20 protein-coding genes are annotated in these 25,218 nt (G+C 67.1%); 8 read left to right on the forward strand and 12 right to left on the reverse strand.

Annotation, left to right across the window (positions count from 1 at the left end):
- The first annotated feature begins 127 nt into the window (after positions 1–127).
- From lgt to pgeF, 3 genes are read left to right on the forward strand one after another with little or no spacing between them, the layout of a single operon-like run.
- Positions 128–997 carry a prolipoprotein diacylglyceryl transferase gene (gene lgt / locus JL11_RS15920; protein WP_054766516.1) on the forward strand — a complete coding sequence of 290 codons (870 nt, stop codon included), beginning with the start codon at positions 128–130 and terminating at the stop codon, positions 995–997.
- Entirely contained in the window at positions 994–2,091 is a 1,098-nt protein-coding gene (locus JL11_RS15925; RefSeq protein ID WP_054766517.1) for a class I SAM-dependent methyltransferase, read from the forward strand. Before lgt ends, JL11_RS15925 begins: the two co-directional genes overlap by 4 nt.
- Before the next feature lie 8 nt (positions 2,092–2,099).
- The gene (gene pgeF, locus JL11_RS15930; RefSeq protein ID WP_054767038.1) at positions 2,100–2,870 is read left to right on the forward strand and encodes a peptidoglycan editing factor PgeF; all 771 of its coding nucleotides are present in this window, start codon (positions 2,100–2,102) and stop codon (positions 2,868–2,870) included.
- A gap of 49 nt (positions 2,871–2,919) precedes the next feature.
- On the opposite strand, the gene lpxC is transcribed toward pgeF, so the two are convergent.
- From lpxC to murC, 10 genes are all read right to left on the reverse strand, one after another.
- A complete protein-coding gene (gene lpxC, locus JL11_RS15935; protein WP_082382736.1) occupies positions 2,920–3,819 on the reverse strand; it encodes a UDP-3-O-acyl-N-acetylglucosamine deacetylase in 900 nt (299 codons plus the stop codon).
- Positions 3,820–4,002: 183 nt separating this feature from the next.
- Positions 4,003–5,601 (reverse strand): cell division protein FtsZ, encoded by a 1,599-nt coding sequence (gene ftsZ / locus JL11_RS15940; protein ID WP_054766519.1) that lies wholly within the window; start codon positions 5,599–5,601, stop codon positions 4,003–4,005.
- 220 nt (positions 5,602–5,821) lie between these two features.
- Positions 5,822–9,622: a TonB-dependent receptor domain-containing protein gene (locus tag JL11_RS15945; protein WP_194166977.1), complete on the reverse strand. Its 3,801-nt coding sequence runs from the start codon at positions 9,620–9,622 to the stop codon at positions 5,822–5,824.
- 164 nt (positions 9,623–9,786) lie between these two features.
- Positions 9,787–11,115 carry a cell division protein FtsA gene (gene ftsA, locus JL11_RS15950; RefSeq protein ID WP_054766521.1) on the reverse strand — a complete coding sequence of 443 codons (1,329 nt, stop codon included), beginning with the start codon at positions 11,113–11,115 and terminating at the stop codon, positions 9,787–9,789.
- A 27-nt stretch (positions 11,116–11,142) separates the two neighbouring features.
- Positions 11,143–12,027 carry a cell division protein FtsQ/DivIB gene (locus JL11_RS15955; protein ID WP_054766522.1) on the reverse strand — a complete coding sequence of 295 codons (885 nt, stop codon included), beginning with the start codon at positions 12,025–12,027 and terminating at the stop codon, positions 11,143–11,145.
- The gene (locus JL11_RS15960; RefSeq protein WP_054766523.1) at positions 12,015–12,956 is read right to left on the reverse strand and encodes a D-alanine--D-alanine ligase; all 942 of its coding nucleotides are present in this window, start codon (positions 12,954–12,956) and stop codon (positions 12,015–12,017) included. Before JL11_RS15960 ends, JL11_RS15955 begins: the two co-directional genes overlap by 13 nt.
- An 87-nt stretch (positions 12,957–13,043) precedes the next feature.
- Positions 13,044–13,952 carry a UDP-N-acetylmuramate dehydrogenase gene (gene murB / locus JL11_RS15965; protein ID WP_054766524.1) on the reverse strand — a complete coding sequence of 303 codons (909 nt, stop codon included), beginning with the start codon at positions 13,950–13,952 and terminating at the stop codon, positions 13,044–13,046.
- Positions 13,949–14,344, reverse strand: a complete 396-nt coding sequence (locus tag JL11_RS15970) for a type II toxin-antitoxin system VapC family toxin (protein WP_054766525.1) — start codon at positions 14,342–14,344, stop codon at positions 13,949–13,951. The genes murB and JL11_RS15970 overlap by 4 nt, the downstream gene beginning before the upstream one ends.
- Positions 14,344–14,589: a type II toxin-antitoxin system VapB family antitoxin gene (locus JL11_RS15975; protein WP_054766526.1), complete on the reverse strand. Its 246-nt coding sequence runs from the start codon at positions 14,587–14,589 to the stop codon at positions 14,344–14,346. The genes JL11_RS15970 and JL11_RS15975 overlap by 1 nt, the downstream gene beginning before the upstream one ends.
- 69 nt (positions 14,590–14,658) lie before the next feature.
- The gene (gene murC, locus JL11_RS15980) at positions 14,659–16,071 is read right to left on the reverse strand and encodes a UDP-N-acetylmuramate--L-alanine ligase (protein ID WP_054766527.1); all 1,413 of its coding nucleotides are present in this window, start codon (positions 16,069–16,071) and stop codon (positions 14,659–14,661) included.
- A gap of 189 nt (positions 16,072–16,260) precedes the next feature.
- On the opposite strand from murC, the gene JL11_RS15985 reads away from it, so the two are divergent.
- Together JL11_RS15985 and JL11_RS15990 are read left to right on the forward strand one after the other, a co-directional pair.
- On the forward strand, positions 16,261–18,348 hold the full coding sequence (locus JL11_RS15985; protein WP_054766528.1) for a carbon starvation CstA family protein: 2,088 nt from the start codon (positions 16,261–16,263) through the stop codon (positions 18,346–18,348).
- Positions 18,341–18,571, forward strand: coding sequence for a YbdD/YjiX family protein (locus JL11_RS15990; protein ID WP_224762067.1), 231 nt, complete (start codon positions 18,341–18,343; stop codon positions 18,569–18,571). Before JL11_RS15985 ends, JL11_RS15990 begins: the two co-directional genes overlap by 8 nt.
- Positions 18,572–18,597: 26 nt before the next feature.
- Here the strand turns inward: JL11_RS15990 and JL11_RS15995 are convergent, their stop codons facing one another.
- Complete coding sequence (locus JL11_RS15995) at positions 18,598–19,308, reverse strand: SDR family NAD(P)-dependent oxidoreductase (protein ID WP_054767039.1); 711 nt, start codon at positions 19,306–19,308, stop codon at positions 18,598–18,600.
- A 42-nt stretch (positions 19,309–19,350) separates the two neighbouring features.
- On the opposite strand from JL11_RS15995, the gene JL11_RS16000 reads away from it, so the two are divergent.
- From JL11_RS16000 to carB, 3 genes are all read left to right on the forward strand, one after another.
- Positions 19,351–20,052: an HAD family hydrolase gene (locus JL11_RS16000; protein ID WP_054766530.1), complete on the forward strand. Its 702-nt coding sequence runs from the start codon at positions 19,351–19,353 to the stop codon at positions 20,050–20,052.
- A gap of 124 nt (positions 20,053–20,176) precedes the next feature.
- Positions 20,177–20,494 (forward strand): ribonuclease E inhibitor RraB, encoded by a 318-nt coding sequence (locus tag JL11_RS16005; RefSeq protein WP_224761038.1) that lies wholly within the window; start codon positions 20,177–20,179, stop codon positions 20,492–20,494.
- Between the two features lie 23 nt (positions 20,495–20,517).
- A complete protein-coding gene (gene carB / locus JL11_RS16010; RefSeq protein WP_054766531.1) occupies positions 20,518–23,817 on the forward strand; it encodes a carbamoyl-phosphate synthase large subunit in 3,300 nt (1,099 codons plus the stop codon).
- 6 nt (positions 23,818–23,823) lie between these two features.
- On the opposite strand, the gene JL11_RS16015 is transcribed toward carB, so the two are convergent.
- Complete coding sequence (locus JL11_RS16015; RefSeq protein WP_054766532.1) at positions 23,824–25,134, reverse strand: dicarboxylate/amino acid:cation symporter; 1,311 nt, start codon at positions 25,132–25,134, stop codon at positions 23,824–23,826.
- Between the last annotated feature and the right edge of the window lie 84 nt (positions 25,135–25,218).

Consider the following 25,218-nt stretch of genomic DNA (forward strand, 5'->3'; position numbering starts at 1 on the left):
AACGAAACCTTTCTTTCTGCTGCTTCGGCGGCGCCATCAAGGCGTCGTGATGCGTCTTCACAGGCGACGTAGGCGGCGACGCTTGCTAAACCGCCCGTCGAGAGACTGGCCAGCATAGGAAATCCCCTTGCCCTTTCCCGAATTCGATCCGGTCCTGATCCATCTCGGGCCGCTTCCGATCCGCTGGTACGCCCTGGCCTATGTGGCGGGCATCGTCCTGGGCTGGTGGTACGCCGCCCGACTGATCAAGACCGAACGCCTCTGGACGCCGGGCAAGCCGCCGATCAGCACGACCCAGTTGGACGATCTGGTGCTGTGGATCGTGCTGGGCATCATCCTGGGCGGCCGGCTGGGCTACGCCCTCTTCTACAAGCCGGTCATGTACGCCCAACTGTTCACGGGCCAGACCCTGGGCGAACGGTTCGAGCTGTTCCAGCTCTGGACCGGCGGGATGAGCTTCCACGGGGGCTTCCTGGGCGTCTGCCTGGCCATCGTCCTCTATTCGCGCGGCCAGAAGATCGACATGCTGCGTCTGGGCGACGTCGTCGCGCCGGTGGTGCCGATCGGCCTGATGTTCGGCCGTCTGGCCAATTTCATCAACGGCGAGCTGTGGGGCCGCGAGACGACCGTTCCCTGGGCCATCCGCTTCTGCAACGCCCGTATCCAGCAGATGTACGGCTTCTGTCCCGCGGGCGACGCGCCGCGCCATCCCAGCCAGCTCTATGAGGCCGGTCTGGAGGGGATCGTCCTGCTGTCCATCCTGTCGCTGGGCATCTGGAAGTTCGATTTGCTGAAGAAGCCCGGCTATGTCACCGGCCTGTTCCTGGTCGGCTACGGCGTCTGCCGCGCCGCGCTCGAGAATGTGCGTGAACCCGACTACGGCATGCCCGACTTCCCCCTGGGCCTGACCATGGGGATGATGCTGTCCATCCCGATGATCCTGGTCGGCGCCTGGCTGGTCTGGCGCGCCTGGAACCGGCCGCCCGTCTCCGCATGACTTCGGCCGAAAGCCTGAAGACCCGTCTGGCGCGCGAGATCGCCCTGACAGGGCCGATGACGGTCGCCGACTATGTGACCCGCTGCCTGCATGATCCCAAGGGCGGCTACTACGCCTCGCGACCGGCCCACCAAACGATTCTGGGAGAGGGCGGCGACTTCATCACCGCCCCCCTGGTCAGCCAGATGTTCGGCGAACTGATCGGCCTGTGGGCGGTCGAGACCTGGAACCGGCTGGGCGCGCCCGAGCGGTTCCGTCTGGTCGAGGTCGGCCCCGGCGACGGGACATTGATCAGCGACGCCCTGAGGGCCGCGCGCCTGGTTCCCGGCTTTCTGGAAGCCTGCGACCTGATCCTGATCGAGCCCAGCGGCCCCTTGCGTGATCTGCAGGCCAAGGCCCTGGCCGGCGCCGACCTGTCGCCGCGCTGGGTGCGCGACCTGACCCAGATCGAGACCGACGTCCCTGTCGTCCTGATCGCCAATGAGGTGCTGGACTGTATGCCCGCCCGCCAGTTCGTCCGCACCGAGGACGGCTGGGCCGAGCGGCGGATCGGCGTCACCGACGACAACGACCTGATCTTCGGCCTGACCGCGATCACCGGCGGCTTCGAAAAGCCCGGCTTCGACATGACGCCGGGTCAGATTTTCGAGATTTCCGAACAGCAGGCGATCTTCGGCCGCGACCTGGCCCTGCTGATGAAGGCCGCCTCGGGCGCCGCCCTGCTGATCGACTACGGCCGCGCCCGGCCCGAGGCCGGCGATACGCTCCAGGCCCTGCGCCGCCACCAGAAGGTCGATCCGCTGGACAGCCCCGGCGAGGCCGACCTGACTCAGTGGGCCGACTTCCCGCGCGTGCTGGAGGCCGCCGTCCGCGCCGGCGCCGACGTCACCGGCTGCCTGGGACAGGGCGACTTCCTGCGCCGTCTCGGGATCGAAGCCCGCGCAGAACGGTTGAAAACGGGGCGCCCCGATGCGGCCCCCGTCATCGACCGCCAACTGCACCGCCTGACCGCCGAGGACCAGATGGGACGCCTGTTCAAGGCCGCCGCAATCTTCTCCCCCCGCTCGCTGATCGTGCCGGGATGGGATCAATGAGCGACCCGATGACCAGCCTGGCCCCCATCACCCATCCGCTGCTGACCGCCGCCGGCTTCGACCACGGCTTCTTCACCCGCGCGGGCGGCGTTTCGACCGGCATATACAAGGGCCTGAACACCGGCGTCGGCTCCAAGGACGACCCGGCCGCCGTGGCCGAGAACCGCCGCCGCGTGGCGGCCCATTTCGGGGCTGACGCCGATCATCTGAACGGCTGCTATCAGATCCATTCGGCCGTCGCCCGGGTCGCCGATGGCCCGTGGCGCGGCGACCGCCCCGAGGGCGATGCGGTCGTCTCGGCCGAACCCGGCCTGCTGTGTTCGGTCCTGACCGCCGACTGCGCCCCCGTTCTGATGGCGGACCCTGAGACCCGGATCGTCGCCGCCGTCCACGCCGGCTGGAAGGGCGCCCTGGGCGGGGTGGTCCAGTCCGCCGTCTCGGCCATGGAGGCCCTGGGCGCCGCGCCGCGCCGCATCCTGGCCGTCGTCGGCCCCTGCATCGCCCAGCCCAGCTATGAGGTCGGCGTCGATTTCCAGGAGCGGTTCGTCCACCACGACCCCGGCAGCGAACGCTTCTTCAAGCCCGGCGCGGCGGACGACAAGCGGCTGTTCGACCTGCCCGGCTTCGTCCTGTGGCGTCTGCAACAGGCCAGGGTCAGCCAGGCCGTCTGGACCGGCCACGACACCTGCGCCGACGCGGATCGCTTCTATTCCAACCGCAGGGCGTTCCAACGCGGAGAGCCGGATTTCGGGCGGTTGATCAGCGTCATCGGGGTCTGACTTAATCCGCCTACCCTCTCCCTCCCCGTCCGGGGAGGGCGAAAGCGTATCACCCCGCCTGGGCCAATTCCGGCACGCGCGTCACTTCCCGCCACGCATGCGGCGCAGCCAGCAGGGCGCGGACCAGCTTGTTGTTGACCGCGTGACCGGCCTTGTAGCCCTCGTATCGGCCCAGCAGGGGCGCGCCCAGGACGTAAAGGTCGCCGATGGCGTCCAGCGCCTTGTGCCGCACGAACTCGCGTTCCATGCGCAGGCCGCCGGGGTTCAGAATCTGGTCGCCGTCGATAACCACGGCGTTCTCCAGCGAACCGCCGCGGGCCAGACCCGCCTGACGCAGGGCCTCGACCTCATGGGCGAAGCCGAAGGTGCGGCAGGCCATGATCTCCTGGCGGAAGGTCGCCTCGTCCACGACGAAGTCGATCACCTGATTGCCGATGGCGGCCGAGGGGAAGTCGATTTCGAACCGCATCTCATAGCGGTCGCACGGCAGAAGCGCGGCGTGTTTGTCGCCCTCGACGACATGAACCGTCTCCAGGATCTCGATATAGCGCTGGGGCAGCGCCTGGGGCCGAAAGCCCGCCCGGTCCAGCAGCCGCACGAACTCCAGCGCCGAGCCGTCCAGGATCGGCAACTCCGGCCCGTCCACCTCGACCACGGCGTTCGATACGCCCAGCGCACAGAAGGCCGCCATCAGGTGCTCGATCGTCGACAGGCGCACGCCCGCCGCATTCTCGATCATGGTGTTCAGCCGCGCGTCCACGACCGCCTCGCCCGACACGGGGATGCGGTTGTCGCGGTCGGTGACGTCCGTGCGCACGAAGACGATCCCCGTCCCCGCAGGCGCAGGCCGCACCGCAAGCCGGACCCGGCGGCCCGTGTGCACGCCAACGCCGGCGATAATCGCCGGTGCGATGAGGGTGCGTTCCTGATGGTCGTTCCGGACCGGCAAAGGCAAACTCGCTTCGTTACCGCCGCAGCCCATGGGGACGGACTGCGGCACAGGCCCGGTCTAACGGTTGGCCGGCAACAGGAAAATGAAAGTCGGGTTTCGGATTGTTTCGTTCTGATACGGACGGAACGAAAAACGCCCCGAAGCCGGGCTTCGGGGCGTGGTGGTCAGTTTTTCCGGCGGTCAGTTGGCGAGACGGCGGAGAAAAGAGGGAATCTCCAGGTCATCGTCAGCCTGGCCCGCTTCCGGCTCCGGCGCCGATTGGGGCTGGGCCGACTGGCGCATTTGCGGCTGGGCGCGGCTGTAGGTCGGCTCGGGCTGCGGCTGGGCGCGCTTGCCCCGACCGAACAGGCTCCAGCCGCTGCGGCGATGGTCGCGGTCGTCATAGTCGTCGGCGGTCGGCTCGGGCGAACGCGCGGCGTAGAGATCGCCCTGGGGTTCGACCGGGGCGCGGCTCGGCTGGGCGGAGGCCGCCGGGGCGCGCGTCTCATACTCCTCGACCCACGGATCCACGATCGGCTCCAGGGTGCGCGGCGCCGGTTCAGCGACGCGGATCACCGGTTCGGGACGGGGTTCGGCCGCAGCCGGGGCCTGAAAGCTGGGGACGACGGGGGCGGCTTCGATACGGGGCTCGGGCCGGGCCTCGACGCGCGGCTCCGGGGCGCGTTCGGCGCGGACCGGCTCGCGATAGGTCTCGCGGGCGGGCTCCGGGGCGGCGCGCGACGTTTGGGTTCCGTACAGGCCGCCGGCCGAACGGCGGGCGCTGTGATCGGCCAAGGGGGCCGTCGGCGCCGAGGGCTCGGCGCGCTGCACCACGCCCTCGTCCATGCCGGTGGCGACGACCGAGACGCGGATCTTGCCGTCCAGCGCGGGGTCGAAGGCGGCGCCGAAGATGATGTTGGCGTCGCCGTCCACCTCGGCGGAAATGGCGTTGGCGGCCTCGTCCACTTCCAGCAGGGTCATGTCCAGACCGCCGGTGATGTTGACCAGCACGGCCTTGGCGCCCTTCAGGCTGGTCTCGTCCAGCAGCGGATTGGCGATGGCGTTCTGGGCGGCCATCAGCGCGCGATCATCGCCCGACGCCTCGCCGGTGCCCATCATCGCCTTGCCCATTTCGGACATGACGGCGCGCACGTCGGCGAAGTCCAGATTGATCAGGCCCGGCAGGATCATCAGGTCGGTGATCGAGCGCACGCCCGAGTGCAGAACCTGGTCGGCCATGCCGAAGGCGTCGGCGAAGGTGGTGCGTTCATTGGCGACGCGGAACAGGTTCTGGTTCGGAATGACGATCAGGGTGTCGACATAGCGTTGCAGCTCGGCGACGCCCGCATCGGCCAGGCGCATCCGGTGGCGGCCTTCGAAGGTGAAGGGCTTGGTCACCACGCCGACCGTCAGAATGCCGCGATCGCGCGCGCATTTGGCGATGACAGGCGCCGCGCCCGTGCCGGTGCCGCCGCCCATGCCGCAGGTGATGAACACCATATGGGCGCCTTCGAGGTGCTGATGGATCTCGTCGGCGGATTCCTCGGCGGCGTTCATGCCGACCTCGGGGTGGGCGCCGGCGCCCAGGCCTTGGGTGATGGTCTCGCCCAGCTGGATGCGGCGATCCGTCTTGGCGAAGCTGAGGTGCTGCGCGTCGGTGTTGGCCACGACGAACTCGACCCCTTCCAGGCCGGCGTCGATCATATTGTTCACGGCGTTGCCGCCGGCTCCGCCGACGCCGAACACGACGATGCGGGGCTTCAGTTCAGTGTGTTGCGGCTTGACCAATGAGAGCGACATTCTGTTTTCCGACCTTCCGACCCTGCCCCTCGTCCCAAGGCGAACACCCCGCCGAATCACCTTGGTTATGAGCGCGTTAAGGATTGCACCCACGAGGGTTAAGAGATGGTTACGGCGATAATGTGAGTCGGGATTGGATCAACGCCCCAATTGCGGCAACGCTCAAAACAAAAGGGGCCAGCCGAAGCTGACCCCTCGTGTCGAGGTTCCTGGCGTTAGATCAGAAGCGATAGATCAACTGCCCCAGGAAGGTGCGGCCGAGGCTCTGCGGCTGCCCGCCGATCTCGTACTGGGTGCCCGGATAGACGGTGTCGAACAGGTTATCGACCGTCAGCTGGACCCGCGCCTCCTTCGTCACGTCATAGGCGACCGTGGCGGAATGGATCCAGTAGGAACGATACTGCCGAACGGTCGCTTGGTCGATCGTCGGGAACAGCGTGCCGTTACCGGCATACACCTTGGTCGTATCTTGCCAGTTGCCGGTCCATGACATGCGCAGATCGCCCTTGGTGTAGTTGGCGCCCAGTTGCACCTCCCAATCCGGACGAGCGAGAGTGCCCTGAGAATAGGTCGTCGTGCCGTCGAACTCACCGTTCGGCGAGCTCTGATACTTGATCAGGTGATAGGCCGACGCACGAAGACCCATACGGCCGAAATCGGTCTGGCCGTTGCCGAGCAGATCACCGATCTCGAAGTTGTAGGCGGCGTTAAGGTTCAAAGATTGGACGCGAATACCACCCTGGTTCCAGAAGCCGGAGATGGAGCCGTTCGTGATCGTGAACTGCGAGTCACGAACGACATAGGGGCACAGATCCAGACCATTCACGTCAGGGCGCGTGTCCGGATAGGTGTTGCTGTCCATGCAGAACTGGTTGGCGGTCGTGGCGAACAGGTTGGAGATCAGGCCCTTGACGGTTATCTTCACATAGTCAGCCGAGAACACCAGGCCCGGGATGAAGCGTGGCTGAGCGACGAAGCCCCAGGTGTAGCTGTTGCCGATTTCCGGCTGCAGCCCCGGCTCGCCCGCGACGATCGTTTGGAACGACGGCACGCCCGACGCGAAGGTAGACAGGAAGTTCTTGACCCGCGCCGTATTGTCCGCGTCCGACAGGGTCGGATCGATCACGCCGTTCTGATAGACGTTCGAAACCGGGTTGAGCTGCCGAACCAGAGCTTCACAGTTCGCGCGGCGCTTTGCAGGGTTCGGGCCCGAGTCGATGTTCGTCGATCCGCAGACGTCGGTCGAGTTGTTCAGGAACGCCGGCTGGCTGCCGAGGAACAGGTCGACAATGCCCGGCTGACGCACGGAGCGGGAAATGTTGCCGCGGAACGTGATGTCTTGAATGGGCGCATAGCTGACGGCGATCGAATAGATGTCCTGAACGTCACCGTCATACTTCGGCGAATTCAACACGCCGTTGGCGTTACGGAACGCGGCGGCCGACCCCTCCTGCTTCACCCAGCGCCATGCGGGGTTCACATCCAGTCGGTGAATGAAGGGAATATTCATGTCCGGGCTGACGAAGGGCACGTTCAACTCGACGCCGTATTCGGTCGTCTTGATCTCGGCGTCCGTCAATGCGGTCGGCGCGGAACGTGACCGCCCAAGCTGGCCGAGCGTATCGCCGCTATAGACGAGGCTTTCATTGCGATGCTCGCCCGAGACTGCGAACGCCAAGGCGCCGGCGGGCAGTTGGATGATCTCACCACCGAAGGTGCCTTGGAAGTAATCCTGACGGGCTTCATTGGTGATGAAGGTATCCGCCAGAATGTAGTCGCGCGCAGCTTGCGAGGAGCGGCCGACGCCAAAGAGGTTCAGCGGCTGGCAAGCATCGACCTGGGCTTGGGTCACGACCGGCTGATAGTTCTGATCCTGGGGCACATCGCCCACGACCGGCACGGTCGGATTGGCGTTGACGGCGTAGGGGACGCGCACAACGTTGTTGGTCAGACCGGGAGGGCTGGTGCCGACGATGCCGGCGCCGAGAGCCGTTTGGCTGCGGCACCGCGTCACGCCCCCGACATCAACGGCGTCGATGGCGAGCAGGAACTCCACATCCTTGATGAACTTGGTTTCGTAACGGAAGTCCGATCCGCCGGTCGAATAGGCGAAGTCCCAGTTGAAGTTGCGGTTGAAGGCGCGGAAATCGCCCCGCAGGCCGTTGACCGAGCGCCAGGTCTTCGACTTGCCGCGCGCCTCGTTGTTTTCACCGAAGATGTCGTAGAAATCGGTGGAGAGAGCGAAAGTAGAGGTTATCCCACGCGCGGCCAGATCAGCGCGATTTTGCGCCGTCAGGAAGGGGTTGTTGACACTGACAATGATACCGCCGTTCTCAATACCCGCAGAGCCGACAGAATTGAAGGCGGACTGCTGGTTCACCGGGTTGATGCTGGTGATTTCCGAATACAGGTTTTCGGTGAAGAAGGTGATGTTGTCGGTGATGTCGTAACGTGCGTTGACGTTGAAGATCGAGCGCTGCTGCTTGAAGCGCTGAACGTTACGGTCGGATGCGTTGTAGAGATCAGGATTGCTGCCGGGGGCGCTGCCGAAGCTGCCCGGCGAGGTCGAGCTCAGGTCTCCAACTGCGAACTGCACCACATTGCCGTTGGCGTCGAAGCGCAGCGGCTGAGCGATGATCGGCAGCAGCGGGTTGCCGCTGGCTACGCCCGGATAACCTTGAATGAACGATCCGATGAAGAGATTCGGATCGAGGTTGGGATTCGCAAGGAAGTATTCCCGCGCCGTCGGCAGCCGCGATTGCAAAATGTCCAGCGCCAGTCGGTTCAAATCGGACTGGGTGGCGCCGGCGGGAGGCGTCACGCCATACGCCGCGAAAACCCGCGCCGCATTTGCATTCTGTTGCGCCGCCGTGGTCCCCGGCAGTGAGGCTGGAGCAAAGTTACAGATCCTGGCGTTCGAGGCCGCCGCCGCCTGGGCTTGGGCCGCCGAGAAGGCGCCGGCATTACAAAGGCTCGGGACCGAAGGGAAATAGCTCCCGGAATAATATCCGGCCGCATCCAACGAGCCCAGAGACGTGTTGCTGTTGAAGCCGCCGCCGGCGGAGGGATTTTCGTAGACTTGCGCCGTCGCTCCGGGCTGCAGCGTCCGCACGGGGTTCGCACGGAAAATCGTTCCGCCGGGCAGCGCCGTGTGCGAGCGGAAGCTGTCAATGAAGACGCTGGGGAAGAGCCCGTCCGCATTGGCCGGAAGGAAGACCCCTAGAGCCGTCGATGGCCTCACGCCCAGAGTATAGGCGGGGTTGCGCACGCCATAGGGCTGGGTGAACAGGCCCGAGTTTCTACCCAGGAAGTCGAAATCCTTTGAGTACAGCGCATCAGTCTCGGAGATGTCGGCCGCGACGGTGACGTTGAGCTTATTGTCCAAGAAGTTTCGGCCGGTGGTGACGCCGAAGGAGTAGGTTTCACCCTGCCCGCCTTCATAACCACGGATCGAAGTGCGGACGTCCAGACCTTCAAAGTCGTCACGCAGGATATAGTTGACCACGCCGGCGATGGCGTCCGAGCCATAGGCGGCAGCGCCGCCCACAGTCAGAACATCAACGCGGTCGATAAGGGCCGCAGGAATCGTCCCCGCATCCACCTGATTGCCAGGTTCGTTGCCCGCCACGAAGATGGTGCCGCCGTTGTTCGAAACCATTCGACGGCCGTTGACCAGCGTCAGGGTGCGCGAAGACCCGATATCCAGAAGGTCCACATACTGCGCGCCAAGGTTGGCCGGTTGAGCCGTGCCGGTCGACACCGCGGAAACGGGAGGGCCTACGAGCGGAATGTCGTTCAGAATCTGGATTGCGTTGGTGAAGCCGCGATCTTCGATCGCCTGACGATCGACCTGGGCGCCAGGGATGGTTCCCTCGTATTGGGGGCGGCGAATGCGGCTCCCGGTGACGACAATCTCTTCGACTTCGCTGGTCGCGCCGTCATCAGCGGGCGTCTGCGGAGCCGTTTGAGCCACCGCAGCCGAGGCTACGATTAGGACTCCAGCCAAAACCGAAGTGCTCAACAAGTATGGTTTGTGTCGCATAAATAGCCCCGAGGCAGCATGTCCGCCCCCCACGGGCGGCACTGTTTCGAGGACGTTTACGGAATTGTATCAGCGCGGCAATACGTCATGGCGGGATTGCAGCGAGAATGCGACAATATGGCCTCATTCCGCAGACCTACGATCTACAAATTATCCCGCAGCCACCCCGCCACACGGCCCACCACATTGCCGCGGTGCACCTTGGGCGCATCCGCAGCGGTGATCTGGCGCGCCATCAGCTTCCTGGCGGACACCGCCTCGCGGGGCCCATAGGCCGCCCGCAACAGCACCCCGGCGGTGGCGCAGAAGGCCGGTCCTGACGCCGCGTCGGCCAAATGTGGCGCCCGTTGGGGTTTTCCAAGGCGGACCGGGCGGTCGAAGACGCGCACGGCCAGTTCCCGCACGCCGTTCAGCTGGCTGGCGCCGCCGGTCAGGACCAGGCCGGCGCCGGGCTCAAGGCCGACCCCCGCCGCCTTCAGCCGGTCGCGCAGCAGTTCCAGCGTCTCTTCCACGCGCGGGGCGATCACCGTCTTCAGCATGGCGCGCGGCACGATCACCGGGCCGGCCGAGGCGTCTTCGCCGCGCGGCGGCGCCTCCAGCATTTCGCGGTCCTCATTGGCGCTGGCCATGGCCGAACCGTGCAGGGTCTTAAGCCGCTCGGCGCCCGCCTTGGACGTGGACAGACCCCGCGCGATGTCGGAGGTCACATGGTCTCCGCCGACGTTCAGGCTTTCGACATGCAACAGTGATCGCCCGCCCCAGACGGCGGCGCTGGTCGAGCCGCCGCCCATGTCGATACAGACGGCGCCCAGGTCCATCTCGTCCTCTTCCAAGGCGGCGAGCGACGAAACGACGGGGGCAGCGGCCACCCCCTGGAGATCCAGATGCGCCAGTTCCAGACAGTGGCTGAGAGTCGTGAACACATTCTCGGCCATGGAGACGACCAGCAGGTCCAGCCCTAGGGAGCCGCCGCGCATGGCGCGCGGATCATGAACGCCGCGCGCCCCGTCCACCGACCAGGCGATGGGCAGGACGTGGATCGGCCGGCGGTTAGGCAGACGGATCTGGGCCAGGGCCATGCCGATGGCGCGGGCCAGATCGGCGTCGCCGACGGGATTGGCGCCCAGGGACACCCGGGCCTGGACCCTGTGGCTGGCCATCTGGCCGATGGCGGTGGTGACGACCACGCCCGAGACCGGGCTCTGGGCCGCGCGCTCGGCCCGCTCGACGGCGTGGCCGATGGCCTGGGCCGCCTCATCCATATTGATGATGGCCCCGCCCCTGACGCCCTTGGACTGGACGTGGCTGGCGCCGGCGACACGGATGGTGCGGTCGGCATGGCGCACGCCGTCCGGCTTCATGATGAAGCACGAGACCTTGGACTGGCCGATGTCCAGGGCGGCGATCACCGGCGCGCGGCCGGCGCGGGGGTCCATCACCCGGCCCTGGTCGTTCGCCGATCCACGCTGCATTCCCGCCATACTCTCTACTGGTCCCTGTTAAGCGTCGGCGGCGGGGCGCACCGCAATCTCGTCCGGCGTTCTCAGATCGACCCGGGCGAAGCCCAGGTCGAGCAGGCGTTCGCGCTGATCCAGCGCATCCAGGCGGATCAGGGCCGCCTCCTGTTCCGTGGCGGGCAGCTGGATCAGGCTGCCGTCCTTCAGGCGCAGATCCCAGCGGCGTTCATCGACCCGCACCACCGCATCCACCCGGCTCATCAGACGCGGCCGTTGAGCCAGCAGAGGCAGGATTTCGGCGGCGGCCTGATCGGCGCCCTTGCCCACGACCAGCGGCAAGGTGGGATAGCGGCGGGCGTCGGCGCCCTTGATCACCTGGCCCCGGGTGTCGATGACCTTGATCTGACCGGCCTCTTGCCAGACGGCGAGGCGGTCATGCTCCTTGACCTCGATGATCAGGGTGTCGGGCAACAGGCGCACGACGCGCGCGGACTTGACCCAGCCCACGCCCTGCACCCGGTCGCGAATGGCGTCCAAATCCAGACTGGTGATCGGCTGGCCCGAATAAAGACCCAGGGCCTGCTGAATGGCCGGCTCGGCCTCGGCCGAGGCGCCGGTGATGTGAACGCGTTTCAGCGACAGTCCCATGCCGGCCGTCATCCCGTCGATCCCGTGGGAGACGGACTGGCCGATCCTTTCGGCCCGCGCGCCCGTCGCCAGAATGCCGACGACCAGAAGGGCGCCGGCGCCCAGGGCGATCATAACGGTGCGGGGGGAGACGTCGATCCGGCCGATGGCGGCCATCTTGCCGGGAATGGGGGACGCAGGCCGGGGCGCGCCGCCGCGCGAACGCCCTCCCTTCTTGGGGGCTGCGCCACGCGAGGAACCCGTACTCTGTCGCCGACCGCCGCGAACTACCGCGGGCATGAGGCGTCCTCCACCATCCACCGAACCAGATCTTCGTAGCTCATTCCGGCATAGGCGGCCTGCTCGGGGACGAGCGAGGTCGGCGTCATGCCCGGCTGAGTGTTGACCTCCAGCAGAACCAGATCGTCCTTAACATCGTCATAACGGAAGTCGCTTCTGGACACGCCTTTGCAACCCATGGCGACATGGGCCGCCTCCGCCTGGCGCAGGGCCGCCTCGAAAACGGCGGGCGGCAGGACGGCGGGCAGGACGTGAACCGAACCGCCCGGCGCATATTTGGCCTCGTAGTCATAGAAGCCCTTGGTCGGGGTGATGTCGGTCACGGTCAGGGCGCGCGGCCCGTCCGCATAGCCGATCACGGCGACGGCCAGCTCCTTGCCGGCGATATAGGGCTCGACCATCACCTGTTCACCATAGGCCCAGCCGGGCTCGCCCACCTCGGCGACCGGTCGATTGGCCCCCTCGCGCACCAGATAGACGCCGACGGACGAGCCCTCGGCGTTGGGCTTGACCACATAGGGGGGCTCGATCACATGACGCGCCGCCACCTCATGCCGGTTGTACAGGCCGCCGCCCGGAACCTTGATCCCCGCCGCCCTCAGCACGGCCTTGGACTTGTTCTTGTCCATCGCCAGGGCCGAGGCCAGGACGCCGGAATGGGTATAGGGAATCCGCAGGGTCTCCAGAACGCCCTGGACGCAGCCGTCCTCGCCCCAGGCGCCGTGCAGGCAGTTCAGCACCACGTCCGGCTTGATCAGGCCCGACAAGACGTTCGCCAGATCGCGCCCCGCATCCACGCGGCTGACGCGCACCCCCTGCCGCTCCAGCGCCTGGGCGCACTGTTCGCCGGAGGTCAGCGACACCTCCCGCTCGGCGGACAGGCCGCCCATCAGGACGGCGACATGAAGGTCTTCGAATGCGCGGGTCATGGGCTCTCCGATTGCGGCCGAGATGTTTAACAGGCCGTCAACCTTGTCGCCCGCGCGAGGTGAAATTTGTGCGTCAAACGCCGGTGATCAGAGGCGACGCCCGATCCGCTTGATCTCCCACTCCAGCTGAACGCCGGTCTTCTTCAGGACGTCCGCCCGCACCGCCTCGCCCAGGCCCTCGATGTCGGCCGCCGTCGCCTCGCCGGGGTTGATCATGAAGTTGGAGTGCAGCTCGCTGAACATGGCCCCTCCCCCGGTCTCCACGTGCAGCTTGCCGCGCCAGCCCGCCTCGTCCACCAGCTTCCAGGACGAGTGACCGGGCGGGTTCTTGAAGGTCGATCCCCCGGTCTTTTCGCGGATCGGCTGGGTGGTTTCGCGGCGGCTGGTGATCTCGTCGATCCGGGCCTGCACCGCCTCGGGCGCGTCCGGCGTTCCGCGATAGACGGCCTCGACCCAGAGGATCTCGGCCGGCGCCCGCGAATGGCGATAGGTGTAGCCGAAATCGGCCAGGGCGTAATCGACCCGCTCGCCCTTGCGGTTCAGCCCCCAGGCCGAGACCAGCACATCCTTGGTCTCCGAGCCATAGCAGCCGGCGTTCATGGTCAGGGCGCCGCCGACCGTACCCGGAATGCCGGCGTAGAATTCCAGCCCGGCGATCCCGGCCTTGGCGCCGGCCTTGGCCACCATGGAGTCCAGCGCCCCGGCGCCGGCCGTGATCGTGTCGCCGTCCGTCGTCACCTGGGCCCAGGGCCGGCCGGCCAGGCGGATCACCACCCCCTCGACCCCGCCGTCGCGGACGATGACGTTCGATCCGACGCCCAGCACGGTCACGGGCACGGACGGGTCCAGGGCTTTGAGGAAATCAGCCAGGTCTTCCGCGTCCGCCGGAATGAACAGGGCCTCGGCCGCGCCGCCGACGCGGAACCAGGTGTAGGGGCCGAGCGGCTCGTCCCGCAGCAGCTTGCCGCGAACGGGGGGAAGGGTGATCTCGGTCATGCGGCTTCGATGTCGGTCCGGGAAAAGTCGTCGCCCTTGTACAGCAGGGGCGACCGCGCGTGGCGGGCGCAGGCATAGGCGAAACAGTCGCCGAAGTTCAATGCCGCGGGGTGACGGCCCTTGCCGTACCGGACGTGAGCGCGGATCGCCTCGCGCCGCGCCTCGGCGGGAATGGCGACCACCTCGATCTTTGCGAGACGGAGGAAATCCTCGACCACGCCTTCGGCGTCTTCGATTTCCATCACTCTGCGGCGCGACACCGCCAACACCGTTTCCCAAACCGCCATGGGCGACGTCGATCTTGGGACCCTCGCGGCGAGGCGCACACGCAAGTCGCCTGCGTCTGGTTCATCGATCAGAATGGCCGTCAGCGCCGAGGCGTCGATGAACATCAATCGCGCTCATAAAGGCTGTCTATCCACGCCTTGTCGATCGGCTCGCCGCGTTCGCGCGGGGCCCGCGCCTGCAGATCGCTAACGAACGCCTCAATACGTTTCACCAGATCGCCGGGCTCTTCAACCTGCTCCAACTCGCGACGCAGGGCGCGGCGAACGACCTCGGTCTTGCTGATGCCTCCGATGCGGCTGAGGCGTTCGGCCATCCGATCGACTTCGGGGTCCTTCACATAAAGGGCCATGGCATCCTCCAAGGATATACCGTCACGCCGAAGTATATACTTTCCAGACCCCGCCGGACAAGCCGGGCGTCAGCCCAGCGCCTCCAGCTGCGCCGGCAGGCCATAGGCCCAGCTGGTGATGTCGCCGGCGCCCAGCAGCACGACCACATCGCCCGACCTGGCCTCTTCCTTGATCAGACGCGGCAGGACGGCGGCGTTCTCCAGCGCCTGGACATGGCGGTGGCCATAGCGGCGGATGCCGTCGGTCAGGGCGTGTTTGTCCACCCCCTCGATCGGCTGTTCCCCGGCCGGATAGACGTCGGCGACGATCACGCTGTCGGCGTCCGAGAAACTGGTCGAGAAGTCGTCCATCAGGTCGCGCAGACGGGTGTAGCGGTGCGGCTGGACCACGGCGATGACCCGGCCCTCGCTCACCTGACGGGCCGCCTTCAGCACGGCGGCGATTTCGACCGGGTGGTGGCCATAGTCGTCGACGATCCGCACCCCGTTCACCACGCCCGTCGTGGTGAAGCGACGCTTGACGCCGCCGAACCCGGCCAGGCCCTCGCGGATCGCCTCGTCGGATACGTCCAGCTCGCGCGCCACGGCGATGGCGGCCAGGGCGTTGGAGACATTGTGCCAGCCCGCCATCGGCAGATGCAGATTGTCGATCCGGTGCGTTTCGCCGTTCTGGATCACCACGTCGAACCGGGCGCCGTCCGGCCCCATCTGGCAACCCTCGGCCCGCACCATGGCCTGGGGATTGGTCCCATAGGTCACCAGCCGCCGGTTATCGATCGAGGCGACCAGTTTCTGCACCTCGGGATGATCCAGGCAGACGGCGGCGAAACCGTAGAAGGGGATGTTTTCGACGAAATCGACGAAGGCCTTCCGCACCGCGTCGAAGTCGCCGTAGTGGTCCAGGTGTTCCGGGTCGATATTGGTCACGATGGCGACCGTCGATTTCAGGCGCAGGAAGCTGCCGTCGCTCTCGTCCGCCTCGACCACGATCCAGTCGCCGTCGCCGACCTTGGCGTTGGTGCCGTAGGCGTTGATGATGCCGCCGTTGACCACCGTCGGGTCCAGACCGGCCGCGTCCAGCAGGGCCGCGACCATGGAGGTCGTCGTGGTCTTGCCGTGGGTGCCCCCGACCGCGATGGAGAACTGCAGCCGCATCAGCTCGGCCAGCATCTCGGCCCGGCGCACCAGGGGGATGCGACGCTCGCGCGCGGCCTTCATCTCGGGATTGTCGGCCTTGACCGCCGTCGAATAGACCACGGCCGAGACGCCCTCGCCGACATGGGCCGCGTCGTGACCGATGAAGATCCGGGCCCCCAGCTTCTCCAGCCGTTCAGTATTGGCGCTGGCCTTGGCGTCAGAGCCCTGAACCGAATAACCAATCTTCAGCATGATCTCGGCGATGCCGCTCATGCCTATGCCGCCGATGCCGACGAAATGGACGGGACCGAGGTCGAACGGGACGGGGCGAAGGCGAGCGATCATCCGATGCGCTTAGCAATAGATTTGGCGGATTGCACGGGGGGGCGTGTATCCAAGTTTCGAAGCCGCGCGAACGGATCGCGCGCCGGAACGCCGGGCCCCGTCTACGACTTTAGTCGATTGGCCTTCGGCGGGCCTATCGTGCAAACAGGACGCGAAATCGTCAGTCGTCCGGTCGAGTAGGAGTAGGTCGTGGGCAAACTTGGAACCCCTCTGATATTTGGGGTCATCGCGATCCTGGGGGCCGTCTCGTTGGGCGTCATCGCCCTGCACCAGGGCGAAAGCGTCAGCGCGGTCTGGATGGTGGTCGCCGCCGTCTGCACCTATGCGATCGCCTACCGCTTCTACAGTCGCTACCTGGCCAACAAGGTCATGCAGTTGCAGCCCTCGCGCCCGACCCCGGCGGTGCGGCGCGACGACGGCCTGGATTATGTGCCGACGCCCCGAAACGTCCTGTTCGGCCACCACTTCGCCGCCATCGCCGGCGCGGGGCCTTTGGTCGGGCCGGTGCTGGCCGCTCAGATGGGCTATCTGCCCGGCGTGCTGTGGATCCTGGTCGGGGCGGTGCTGGCGGGAGCAGTGCAGGACATGATGGTCCTGTTCATGTCCACCCGGCGCGACGGCAAGTCCCTGGGCGACATGATCCGCACCGAAATGGGCAATATCCCCGGCGTCATCGCCCAGGTGGGCGTGCTGATGATCATGGTCATCATCCTGGCCGTCCTGGCCCTGGTGGTGGTCAAGGCCCTGGCCGAGAGCCCGTGGGGAACCTTCACCGTCGCCGCCACCATCCCCATCGCCGTCTTCATGGGCCTTTACACCCGCTTCCTGCGCCCCGGCCGCGTGGGCGAGGTGTCGGTCATCGGCGTGGTCCTGCTGATCCTGGCCATCATCGGCGGCGGCCATGTGGCGGCTGACCCGTTCTGGGGCCCGGCCTTCACCCTGACGGGCCCGACCCTGGCCATACTGATGATGGTCTACGGCTTCATCGCCTCGGTCATCCCGGTCTGGCTGCTGCTGGCGCCGCGCGACTATCTGTCGACCTTTCTGAAGATCGGGGCCATCGTCGCCCTGGCCATCGGCATACTTATCGTGCGCCCGCATCTGCAGATGCCCGCGATTACCCCCTTCATCGACGGCACAGGCCCGGTCTTCGCCGGCGCCCTCTTCCCCTTCCTGTTCATCACCATCGCCTGTGGCGCGGTGTCGGGCTTCCACGCCCTGATCTCGTCGGGCACCACGCCCAAACTGCTGGAGAACGAAGCCCAGATTCCGATGATCGGCTACGGCGCCATGCTGTGCGAAAGCTTCGTCGCCGTCATGGCTCTGATCGCCGCCACGGTTCTGGACCCGGCCGTCTATTTCGCCATGAACAGCCCGGCCGCCGTCATCGGCAAGGATGCGGTCTCGGCCGCCGCCGCGGTGGCCCAGTGGGGCTTCCACATTACCCCCGGCGAGCTGGAGCAGCTGGCCCGCGACGTGGGCGAGCATTCGATCCTGTCGCGCGCGGGCGGCGCCCCCACCCTGGCCGTGGGCATGGCCCACATCCTGTCGGGCGTGATCGGCGGCAAGGCCATGATGGCCTTCTGGTATCACTTCGCCATCCTGTTCGAGGCCCTGTTCATCCTGACCACGGTCGATGCCGGCACCCGCGTCTGCCGCTTCATGATCCAGGACCTGCTGGGCGTCGCCATGCCCCAGATGCGCGAGACCAAGTCCTGGGGCGCCAATGTCGTCGCCACGGCCCTGACGGTCGGTCTGTGGGGCTATTTCCTCTATACGGGCGTCGTCGATCCGCTGGGCGGCATCAACAGCCTGTGGCCCCTGTTCGGCATCGCCAATCAGATGCTGGCCGCCGTCGCCCTGATCCTGGGCACGGTCGTCCTGTTCAAGATGAAGCGCGAGAAGTTCGCCTGGGTCATGGTCGTCCCGGCGACCTGGCTCCTGATCTGCACCCTGACGGCCGGCTTCCAGAAGCTGTTCCACCCGGACGTCCGCATCGGCTTTTTGGCCCACGCCCGGAAGTATCAGGAGGCCCTGGGCGCCGGCGAACTGCTGGCCCCGGCCAAGACCGCCGGCGACATGCACCGGATCATCGTCAACGACTACGTCAACTCCGCCCTGACGGCGGGCTTCCTGTTCGTGGTCGTCACCATGGTGATCTATGGCGTCCTGGCCTGCCGCAAGGCCTATCTGAACAGCCGGCCGACCGTGCGCGAATATCCCGAGGCGCACGATCTGACCCCGGCCGACGATGCGGCGGACGTCGCCCGTGCCTGACGTTCAGGACGATCTGCTCTGCCTGTGCCGCGACGCCGCCGTTCGGTGGGGTCGCGGCGTCCGGCGCACGGCCGGCGCCATGATCGGCCAGCCGGACTATGAGGCCTATGTCCGGCATGCGACCGCGACCCACCCCGACCAGCCGCCTCTGGACAAGATCGCCTTCTTCCGCCTGCACGAGCAGCGCCGTTTCGGCGGCGCCGGCGGCTTCAAATGCTGCTGAGCTGACGGCCCGGCCTTCGGCCGTCCTCATTCCGGAATCCGCACCCCGTCCCAGGCGAAGACCCCGCCGCTGTCCCCCGGCGTCAACCCCGCCGCCACCGCCAGCAGCCGTTCGGTCGAATGGTCCGGGCTGAACAGCCGTCCCTCCCCCACCCCCTTCTGAAACGGCGCGCTCAGCCCCGTGTCCACCGTGCCGGGATGAAGCCCGGCGACCACCGCCAGGGGGTGGGTCCGCGCCGTCTCGATCGCCAGATTGCGCAGGATCATGTTCAGCGCCGCCTTGGACGCCCGATAGGCGTGCCAGCCGCCCAGCCGATTGTCCCCGATCGAACCGACCCGCGCCGACAGGGCCGCGAACACCGCCCGCCGGTCGCGCGGCAGCAGGGGCAGGAGATGTTTGGCGACCAGGGCCGGCCCCACAGTATTGATCCGATAGTCCCTGAGCAGATGCTCGGCCTCAAGCTGACGCAGGGACCGCTCGGGCTGGAAACCGTCGTGCAGGACGCCGGTCGCGACCAGCACCAGGGTCGGCGCGGCGCCTTGCGCGATCCGCGCCGCCGCCTGGGCCAGACTGTCCTCGTCCTCCAGATCGGCCGCCAGGGCCTGGGCGCCGGGAACCGCCGCCGCCGAACGCGACACCGCCCAGACGGCCTCGAACCCGCCCTCGGCGACGAGACGCTGCGTCAGGGCCCGCCCGATCCCGCCCGAGGCGCCGATCACCACCGCCGATCCGCTCATCTTCATCTCCCATGCCGACGCGGCTCATGATAGGGGCGCGTCATGAGCATCACCACGGTCGGCCTCGATGCCGACGACACCCTCTGGCACAATGAGACGATCTTTCGTCTGACCCACGCCCGCTTCGTCGACCTGCTGGACGACCACGGCGACGCCGCCACGATCGAGGCGCGCCTGGCCGAGACCGAACAGCGCAACCTGCGCCTCTACGGCTACGGCGTGAAGGGCTTCACCCTGTCGATGATCGAGACGGCCATGGAGCTGTGCGACGGCGGCGCCCCGCCCGAGGTGGTGCGCGAGATCCTGGCCGCCGGCCGCGAAATGCTGGCCCATCCGGTCGAGACCCTGCCCGGCGTGGACGAGGTGGTCGCCGAACTGGCCGAAAACTACCGCCTGGTCCTGATCACCAAGGGCGACCTCTTGGACCAGGAACGCAAGCTGGCCGCCTCTGGCCTGGGCGACCGGTTCGCGGCGGTCGAGATCGTCTCGGAAAAGGACCGGGCCACCTATGAACGGGTCTTCACCCGCCACGGCACAGGCCCGGCCGAAGCCGTCATGGCCGGCAATTCGATGAAGTCCGACGTCCTGCCCGCCATCGCCGCCGGTGCCTTCGGCGTCCACATCCCCTACCATGTCACCTGGGCCCATGAGCTAGCCGACGCCCCGGTGAACGAGCCGCGCTACGTCTCCCTCTCGCGCATCGCCGAACTGCCCGACTGGATCGCGGCGATCGGCGACGCATAAGCTCTTGCCCCCCCGCCCCTCCCTCTCTAAACGGGCCGCTTAACCGACAACCCAACGCAAGCTCCGCATGGCGACGCCCTGCGGCGGCTACGCGCGCGCAAAGAACCAAGGATCCCCTCGCCCCGTGCACGCCTCGGACATCAGTCATGACGAACGCGACGCCATGGTGCGTGCGGCGCTGGCCGAACAGGGCGACAGCGGCGTGACGCCGCGCCATACGCTGTTCTTCTTCCTCGGCGACGAGGACGCCCACGGCGATCTGTGCGAGGTGGCGCGGCGCGCCGGCTTCATCGCGCGCGGCGAGGGCGACATGACGATTCTCGAAACCACCATGGCGGTCGATGCGGCGAGCTTTGCGCCCGTCTCGGCCATGATGCAGACCTGGGCCGCGGCCTTCCAGCTGGAGTACGACGGCTGGGAATGCGCGGTCGTGACCCACTAGAACAAAAAGAAGAGGCCCTCCCCATGCCCAAACGCACAGACATCCAGTCGATCCTCATCATCGGCGCCGGCCCCATCGTCATCGGTCAGGCGTGCGAGTTCGACTATTCGGGCGTCCAGGCGTGCAAGGCGCTGAAGGCCGAGGGGTACCGGGTCATCCTGGTCAACTCCAACCCCGCCACCATCATGACCGACCCGGAGGTGGCCGACGCCACCTATATCGAGCCGATCACCCCGCAGATGGTCGAGAAGATCATCGCCAAGGAACGCCCCGACGCCCTTCTGCCCACCATGGGCGGCCAGACCGCGCTGAACACCGCCCTGGCCCTGGACGCCTCGGGCGCGCTGAAGAAGTATGGGGTCGAGATGATCGGCGCGAAAGCCGAGGTCATCGACAAGGCCGAGGACCGCCAGAAGTTCCGCGACGCCATGGACAAGCTGGGGCTGGAGAGCCCCCGCTCCAAGGCCGCCCATTCGATGGAAGAGGCGCTGGAAGGGCTGGAGTACGTCGGCCTGCCCGCCGTCATTCGTCCCTCCTTCACCCTGGCCGGCACCGGCGGCGGCATCGCCTTCAACCGCGAAGAGTTCGAGGAGATCGTCCTGCGCGGCCTGGACCTGTCGCCGACCACCGAGGTGCTGATCGAGGAATCGGTGCTGGGCTGGAAGGAATACGAGATGGAGGTCGTCCGCGACACGGCGGACAACTGCATCATCATCTGCTCGATCGAGAACGTCGATCCGATGGGCGTCCATACGGGCGACAGCATCACCGTCGCCCCTGCGCTTACGCTGACCGACAAGGAATATCAGCGGATGCGGACCGGCTCGATCAACGTCCTGCGCGAGATCGGCGTCGAGACCGGCGGGTCGAACGTCCAGTGGGCGATCAACCCCAAGGACGGCCGCATGGTCGTGATCGAGATGAACCCGCGCGTGTCGCGCTCGTCCGCCCTGGCGTCCAAGGCCACCGGCTTCCCCATCGCCAAGGTCGCCGCGCGTCTGGCCGTCGGCTACACCCTGGACGAGCTGCAGAACGACATCACCCAGGTCACCCCGGCCAGCTTCGAGCCGTCGATCGACTATGTGGTCACCAAGATCCCCCGCTTCGCCTTCGAGAAATACCCCGGTTCGGAGCCCCTCTTGGGCACCTCGATGAAGTCGGTCGGCGAGGTCATGGCCATCGGCCGGACCTTCCAGGAATCGATGCAGAAGGCCCTGCGCGGGCTTGAGACCGGCCTGTCCGGCTTCGACGAGATCGAGATCGAAGGCGTCGCCGATGTCGAGGACGCCGGCGCCGCCCGCGCCGCCGTGGTCCGCGCCCTGGGCGTGCCCACCCCCGACCGGATCCGCGTCATCGCCCAGGCCTTCCGCCACGGCCTGACGGTGGAAGAGGTCCAAGCCGCCTGTTCCTACGAGCCCTGGTTCCTGCGCCAGATCGCCGACATCGTGCGCGAGGAAGGCCACGTCCGCATCAAGGGCCTGCCCACCGACCCGACCGAGTTCCGCCGCCTGAAGGCCAAGGGCTTCTCCGACGCCCGTCTGGCCGCCCTGACCGGCAAGACCGAGAAAGAGATCCGCGCCGCCCGTCGCGGCCTGAACGTCCGCCCCGTCTTCAAGCGGATCGACACCTGCGCGGCCGAGTTCGCCAGCGCCACCGCCTATATGTATTCGACCTATGAGACCGGCGCCCTGGGCCAGGTCCCCGAATGCGAGGCCGAGCCGTCGGACAGGAAGAAGGCCGTCATCCTGGGCGGCGGCCCGAACCGGATCGGCCAGGGGATCGAGTTCGACTACTGCTGCTGCCACGCGGCCTTCGCCTTCGACGACATCGGCGTCGAGTCGATCATGGTCAACTGCAACCCCGAGACCGTCTCGACCGACTACGACACCTCCGACCGCCTGTATTTCGAGCCCCTGACGGCCGAGGACGTGCTGGAGCTGATCGAGGTCGAGCGGTCCAAGGGCGATCTGATCGGCTGCGTCGTCCAGTTCGGCGGCCAGACCCCGCTGAAGCTGGCCCATGCGCTTCAGGAGGACGACATCCCCGTCCTGGGCACCAGCGTCGACTCCATCGACCTGGCCGAGGACCGCGAGCGCTTCCAGCAGATGCTGGAGGCCATCGGCCTGCGTCAGCCCCCCAACGCCCTGGCCCGCAGCGCCGAAGAGGCCGCGCAAAAGGCCGAGGACGTCGGCTATCCCGTCGTCCTGCGCCCCTCCTATGTGCTCGGCGGCCGCGGCATGATGATCGTCCACGACCGCGAGCAGCTGGACCGCTACGTCCACGAGGCCATGCGGGTCTCAGGCGACGATCCCGTCCTGATCGACCACTATCTGAACCGCGCCACCGAGGTGGACGTGGACGCCCTGTGCGACGACGAGACCGTCTTCGTCGCCGGGGTGCTGGAGCATATCGAGGAAGCCGGCGTCCACTCGGGCGACAGCGCCTGCTCCATGCCGCCCTGGTCGCTGCGCCCCGAGACGGTGGCCGAGCTGAAGCGCCAGACCACCGAAATGGCCAAGGCCCTGAAGGTGCGCGGCCTGATGAACGTCCAGTTCGCGATTGAAGAGCCGCACGGCGAGAACCCGCGCATCTTCGTGCTGGAGGTCAATCCGCGCGCCAGCCGCACGGCCCCCTTCGTGGCCAAGACCATCGGCCGGCCCATCGCCTCGATCGCCGCCAAGGTCATGGCGGGCGCGCCCCTGGCCTCCTTCGGCCTGACCGACGCCCCCTATGACCATATCGCGGTCAAGGAAGCCGTCTTCCCCTTCGCCCGCTTCGCCGGGGTAGACACCATCCTGGGCCCGGAAATGCGCTCGACCGGCGAGGTCATGGGCCTGGACTGGAAGCGCGAGGGCGAGGCCGACATGGCCCCCGCCTTCGCCCGCGCCTTCGCCAAGTCCCAGATCGGCGGCGGCACTCATCTGCCGACCTCCGGCTGCGCCTTCGTCTCGGTCAAGGAGGACGACAAGCCCTTCATCGTCGAGGCGGTGAAGACACTGCTGGCCCAGGGCTTCTCCATCATCGCCACCAGCGGCACCCGCGACTATCTGGCCGCCCAGGGGCTTGAGGTCGGCCTAGTCAGAAAGGTGCTGGAAGGCCGTCCCCACATCGTCGACGCCATGAAGAACGGCGAGGTCCAGCTGGTCTTCAACACCACCTCGGGCAAGCAGTCGCTGCAGGACAGCTTCTCCCTGCGCCGCACCGCCCTGATGATGAAGATCCCCTACTACACCACCACCGCCGGCGCCCTGGCCGCCGCCCAGGCCATCGGCGCCATCAAGGCCGGCGACCTGGACGTCAAGGCGATCCAGGAATACGCCTGAAGGGCGTCAGGACGCCGGGTCGGTCTCCGGCGCGGCGTCCTCCCCCGCCCCATCTTCGCCGGCCACGATCCGCGTCGCGGCCAGGTCGGCGGTAACGTTGCCGACGGTGCGGAAGATGTCGGGGATGACCTCGACCGCCAGAAGCAGGGGCAGAACGCCGAGCGGCAGGCCCATGGCCAGGCAGATAGGGCCGACGGCGGCGAAGAAGCTGACCTGGCCCGGCAGGCCGACCGAGGCGATCGAGACGGCGATGGCGGTCAGGCCGCCGGCGACCAGGGCGGACAGGCTCAGCTCCACCCCGTTCAACTGGGCCACATAGAGGCAGACCGCCAGATTGGCGACCGGGCTGGTGATGCGGAACACCGCCACCGCCAGGGGCAGGACCAGGCCCGCCGAGGTCTGGGGCACGCCCAGCCAGTCGCGCGCCCGCTCGATCATCACCGGCAGGCTGGCCAGCGAAGACTGGGTCGAGACGGCCACCACCTGGGCCGGGGCCACGGCGCGGGCGAACCGGCCCAAGGACATCCGCCCCCATAAAGTCGCCACGACATAGAGGATCAGGATCAGGCCGATCTGGCTCAGGCAGACGACGGCGACATAGTGGGCCAGGGTGCCCGCCACCCCCAGCCCGGCCCGCAAGCCCACGCCGAGCGCCAGGGCGAAGACCCCGAAAGGCGCGGCCAGCAGCACCCAGTGCACGATCACCACCAGGGTCTCGGCCACCGCCTCGAAGAAGCCGGCCAGGGGGCGGCGCAGCTCGGGCTTTATCCGGGTCGCGGCGAAGCCGAAGGCCACGGCGAAGACCACGACCGCCAGAACGCCGTCGTCGGCCGCCGCCTTGATCAGATTGGCCGGCGCCAGACTGGCCAGGAAGGCGCGGAACCCGTCGGTCCGGGCCGCCTCGCCCACCGTCTGGGCCACATCGGACGACACGCCGGCCAGGAGGGCGCGGCCCGCCTCTGGGTCAATGGGCCACAGGGCCAGCAGCCCCAGGCCCGCCAGGATGGCGTAGACCGTCGCCCCGACCAGCAGGACGCCGAACACCATGAGGGCCCGCGCCGCGATCCGCCCCGTCGCCGCCGCATCGGCGATGGAGACGATCCCCGTCACCAGAAGGCTGAAGACCAGGGGGATGACGGTCATTCGAAGGGCGTTCAGCCAGACCTGGCCCAGGCTCTCGATCACGCCCAGCGCCCCCGTCAGGACGGGGGTGTCAACCCCTTGAGCCAAGGCGCCCACGACCACCCCCGCGACGAGGGCGGCGATCACGGCGAAGCTGAGCGAGGTGAAGAAGGCGGCGAGTCGGGAAGAGCGCATACGCCACGGCTAGCACCGGTTTCGTCCGCGCGCGCGTCAAACCTTCTGTCGCCCGTCATCAGCCCATGTCGTCGCAGGTGGAAA

The organism is Brevundimonas sp. DS20 (assembly GCF_001310255.1).
Taxonomy (GTDB): Bacteria; Pseudomonadota; Alphaproteobacteria; order Caulobacterales; family Caulobacteraceae; genus Brevundimonas; species Brevundimonas aurantiaca.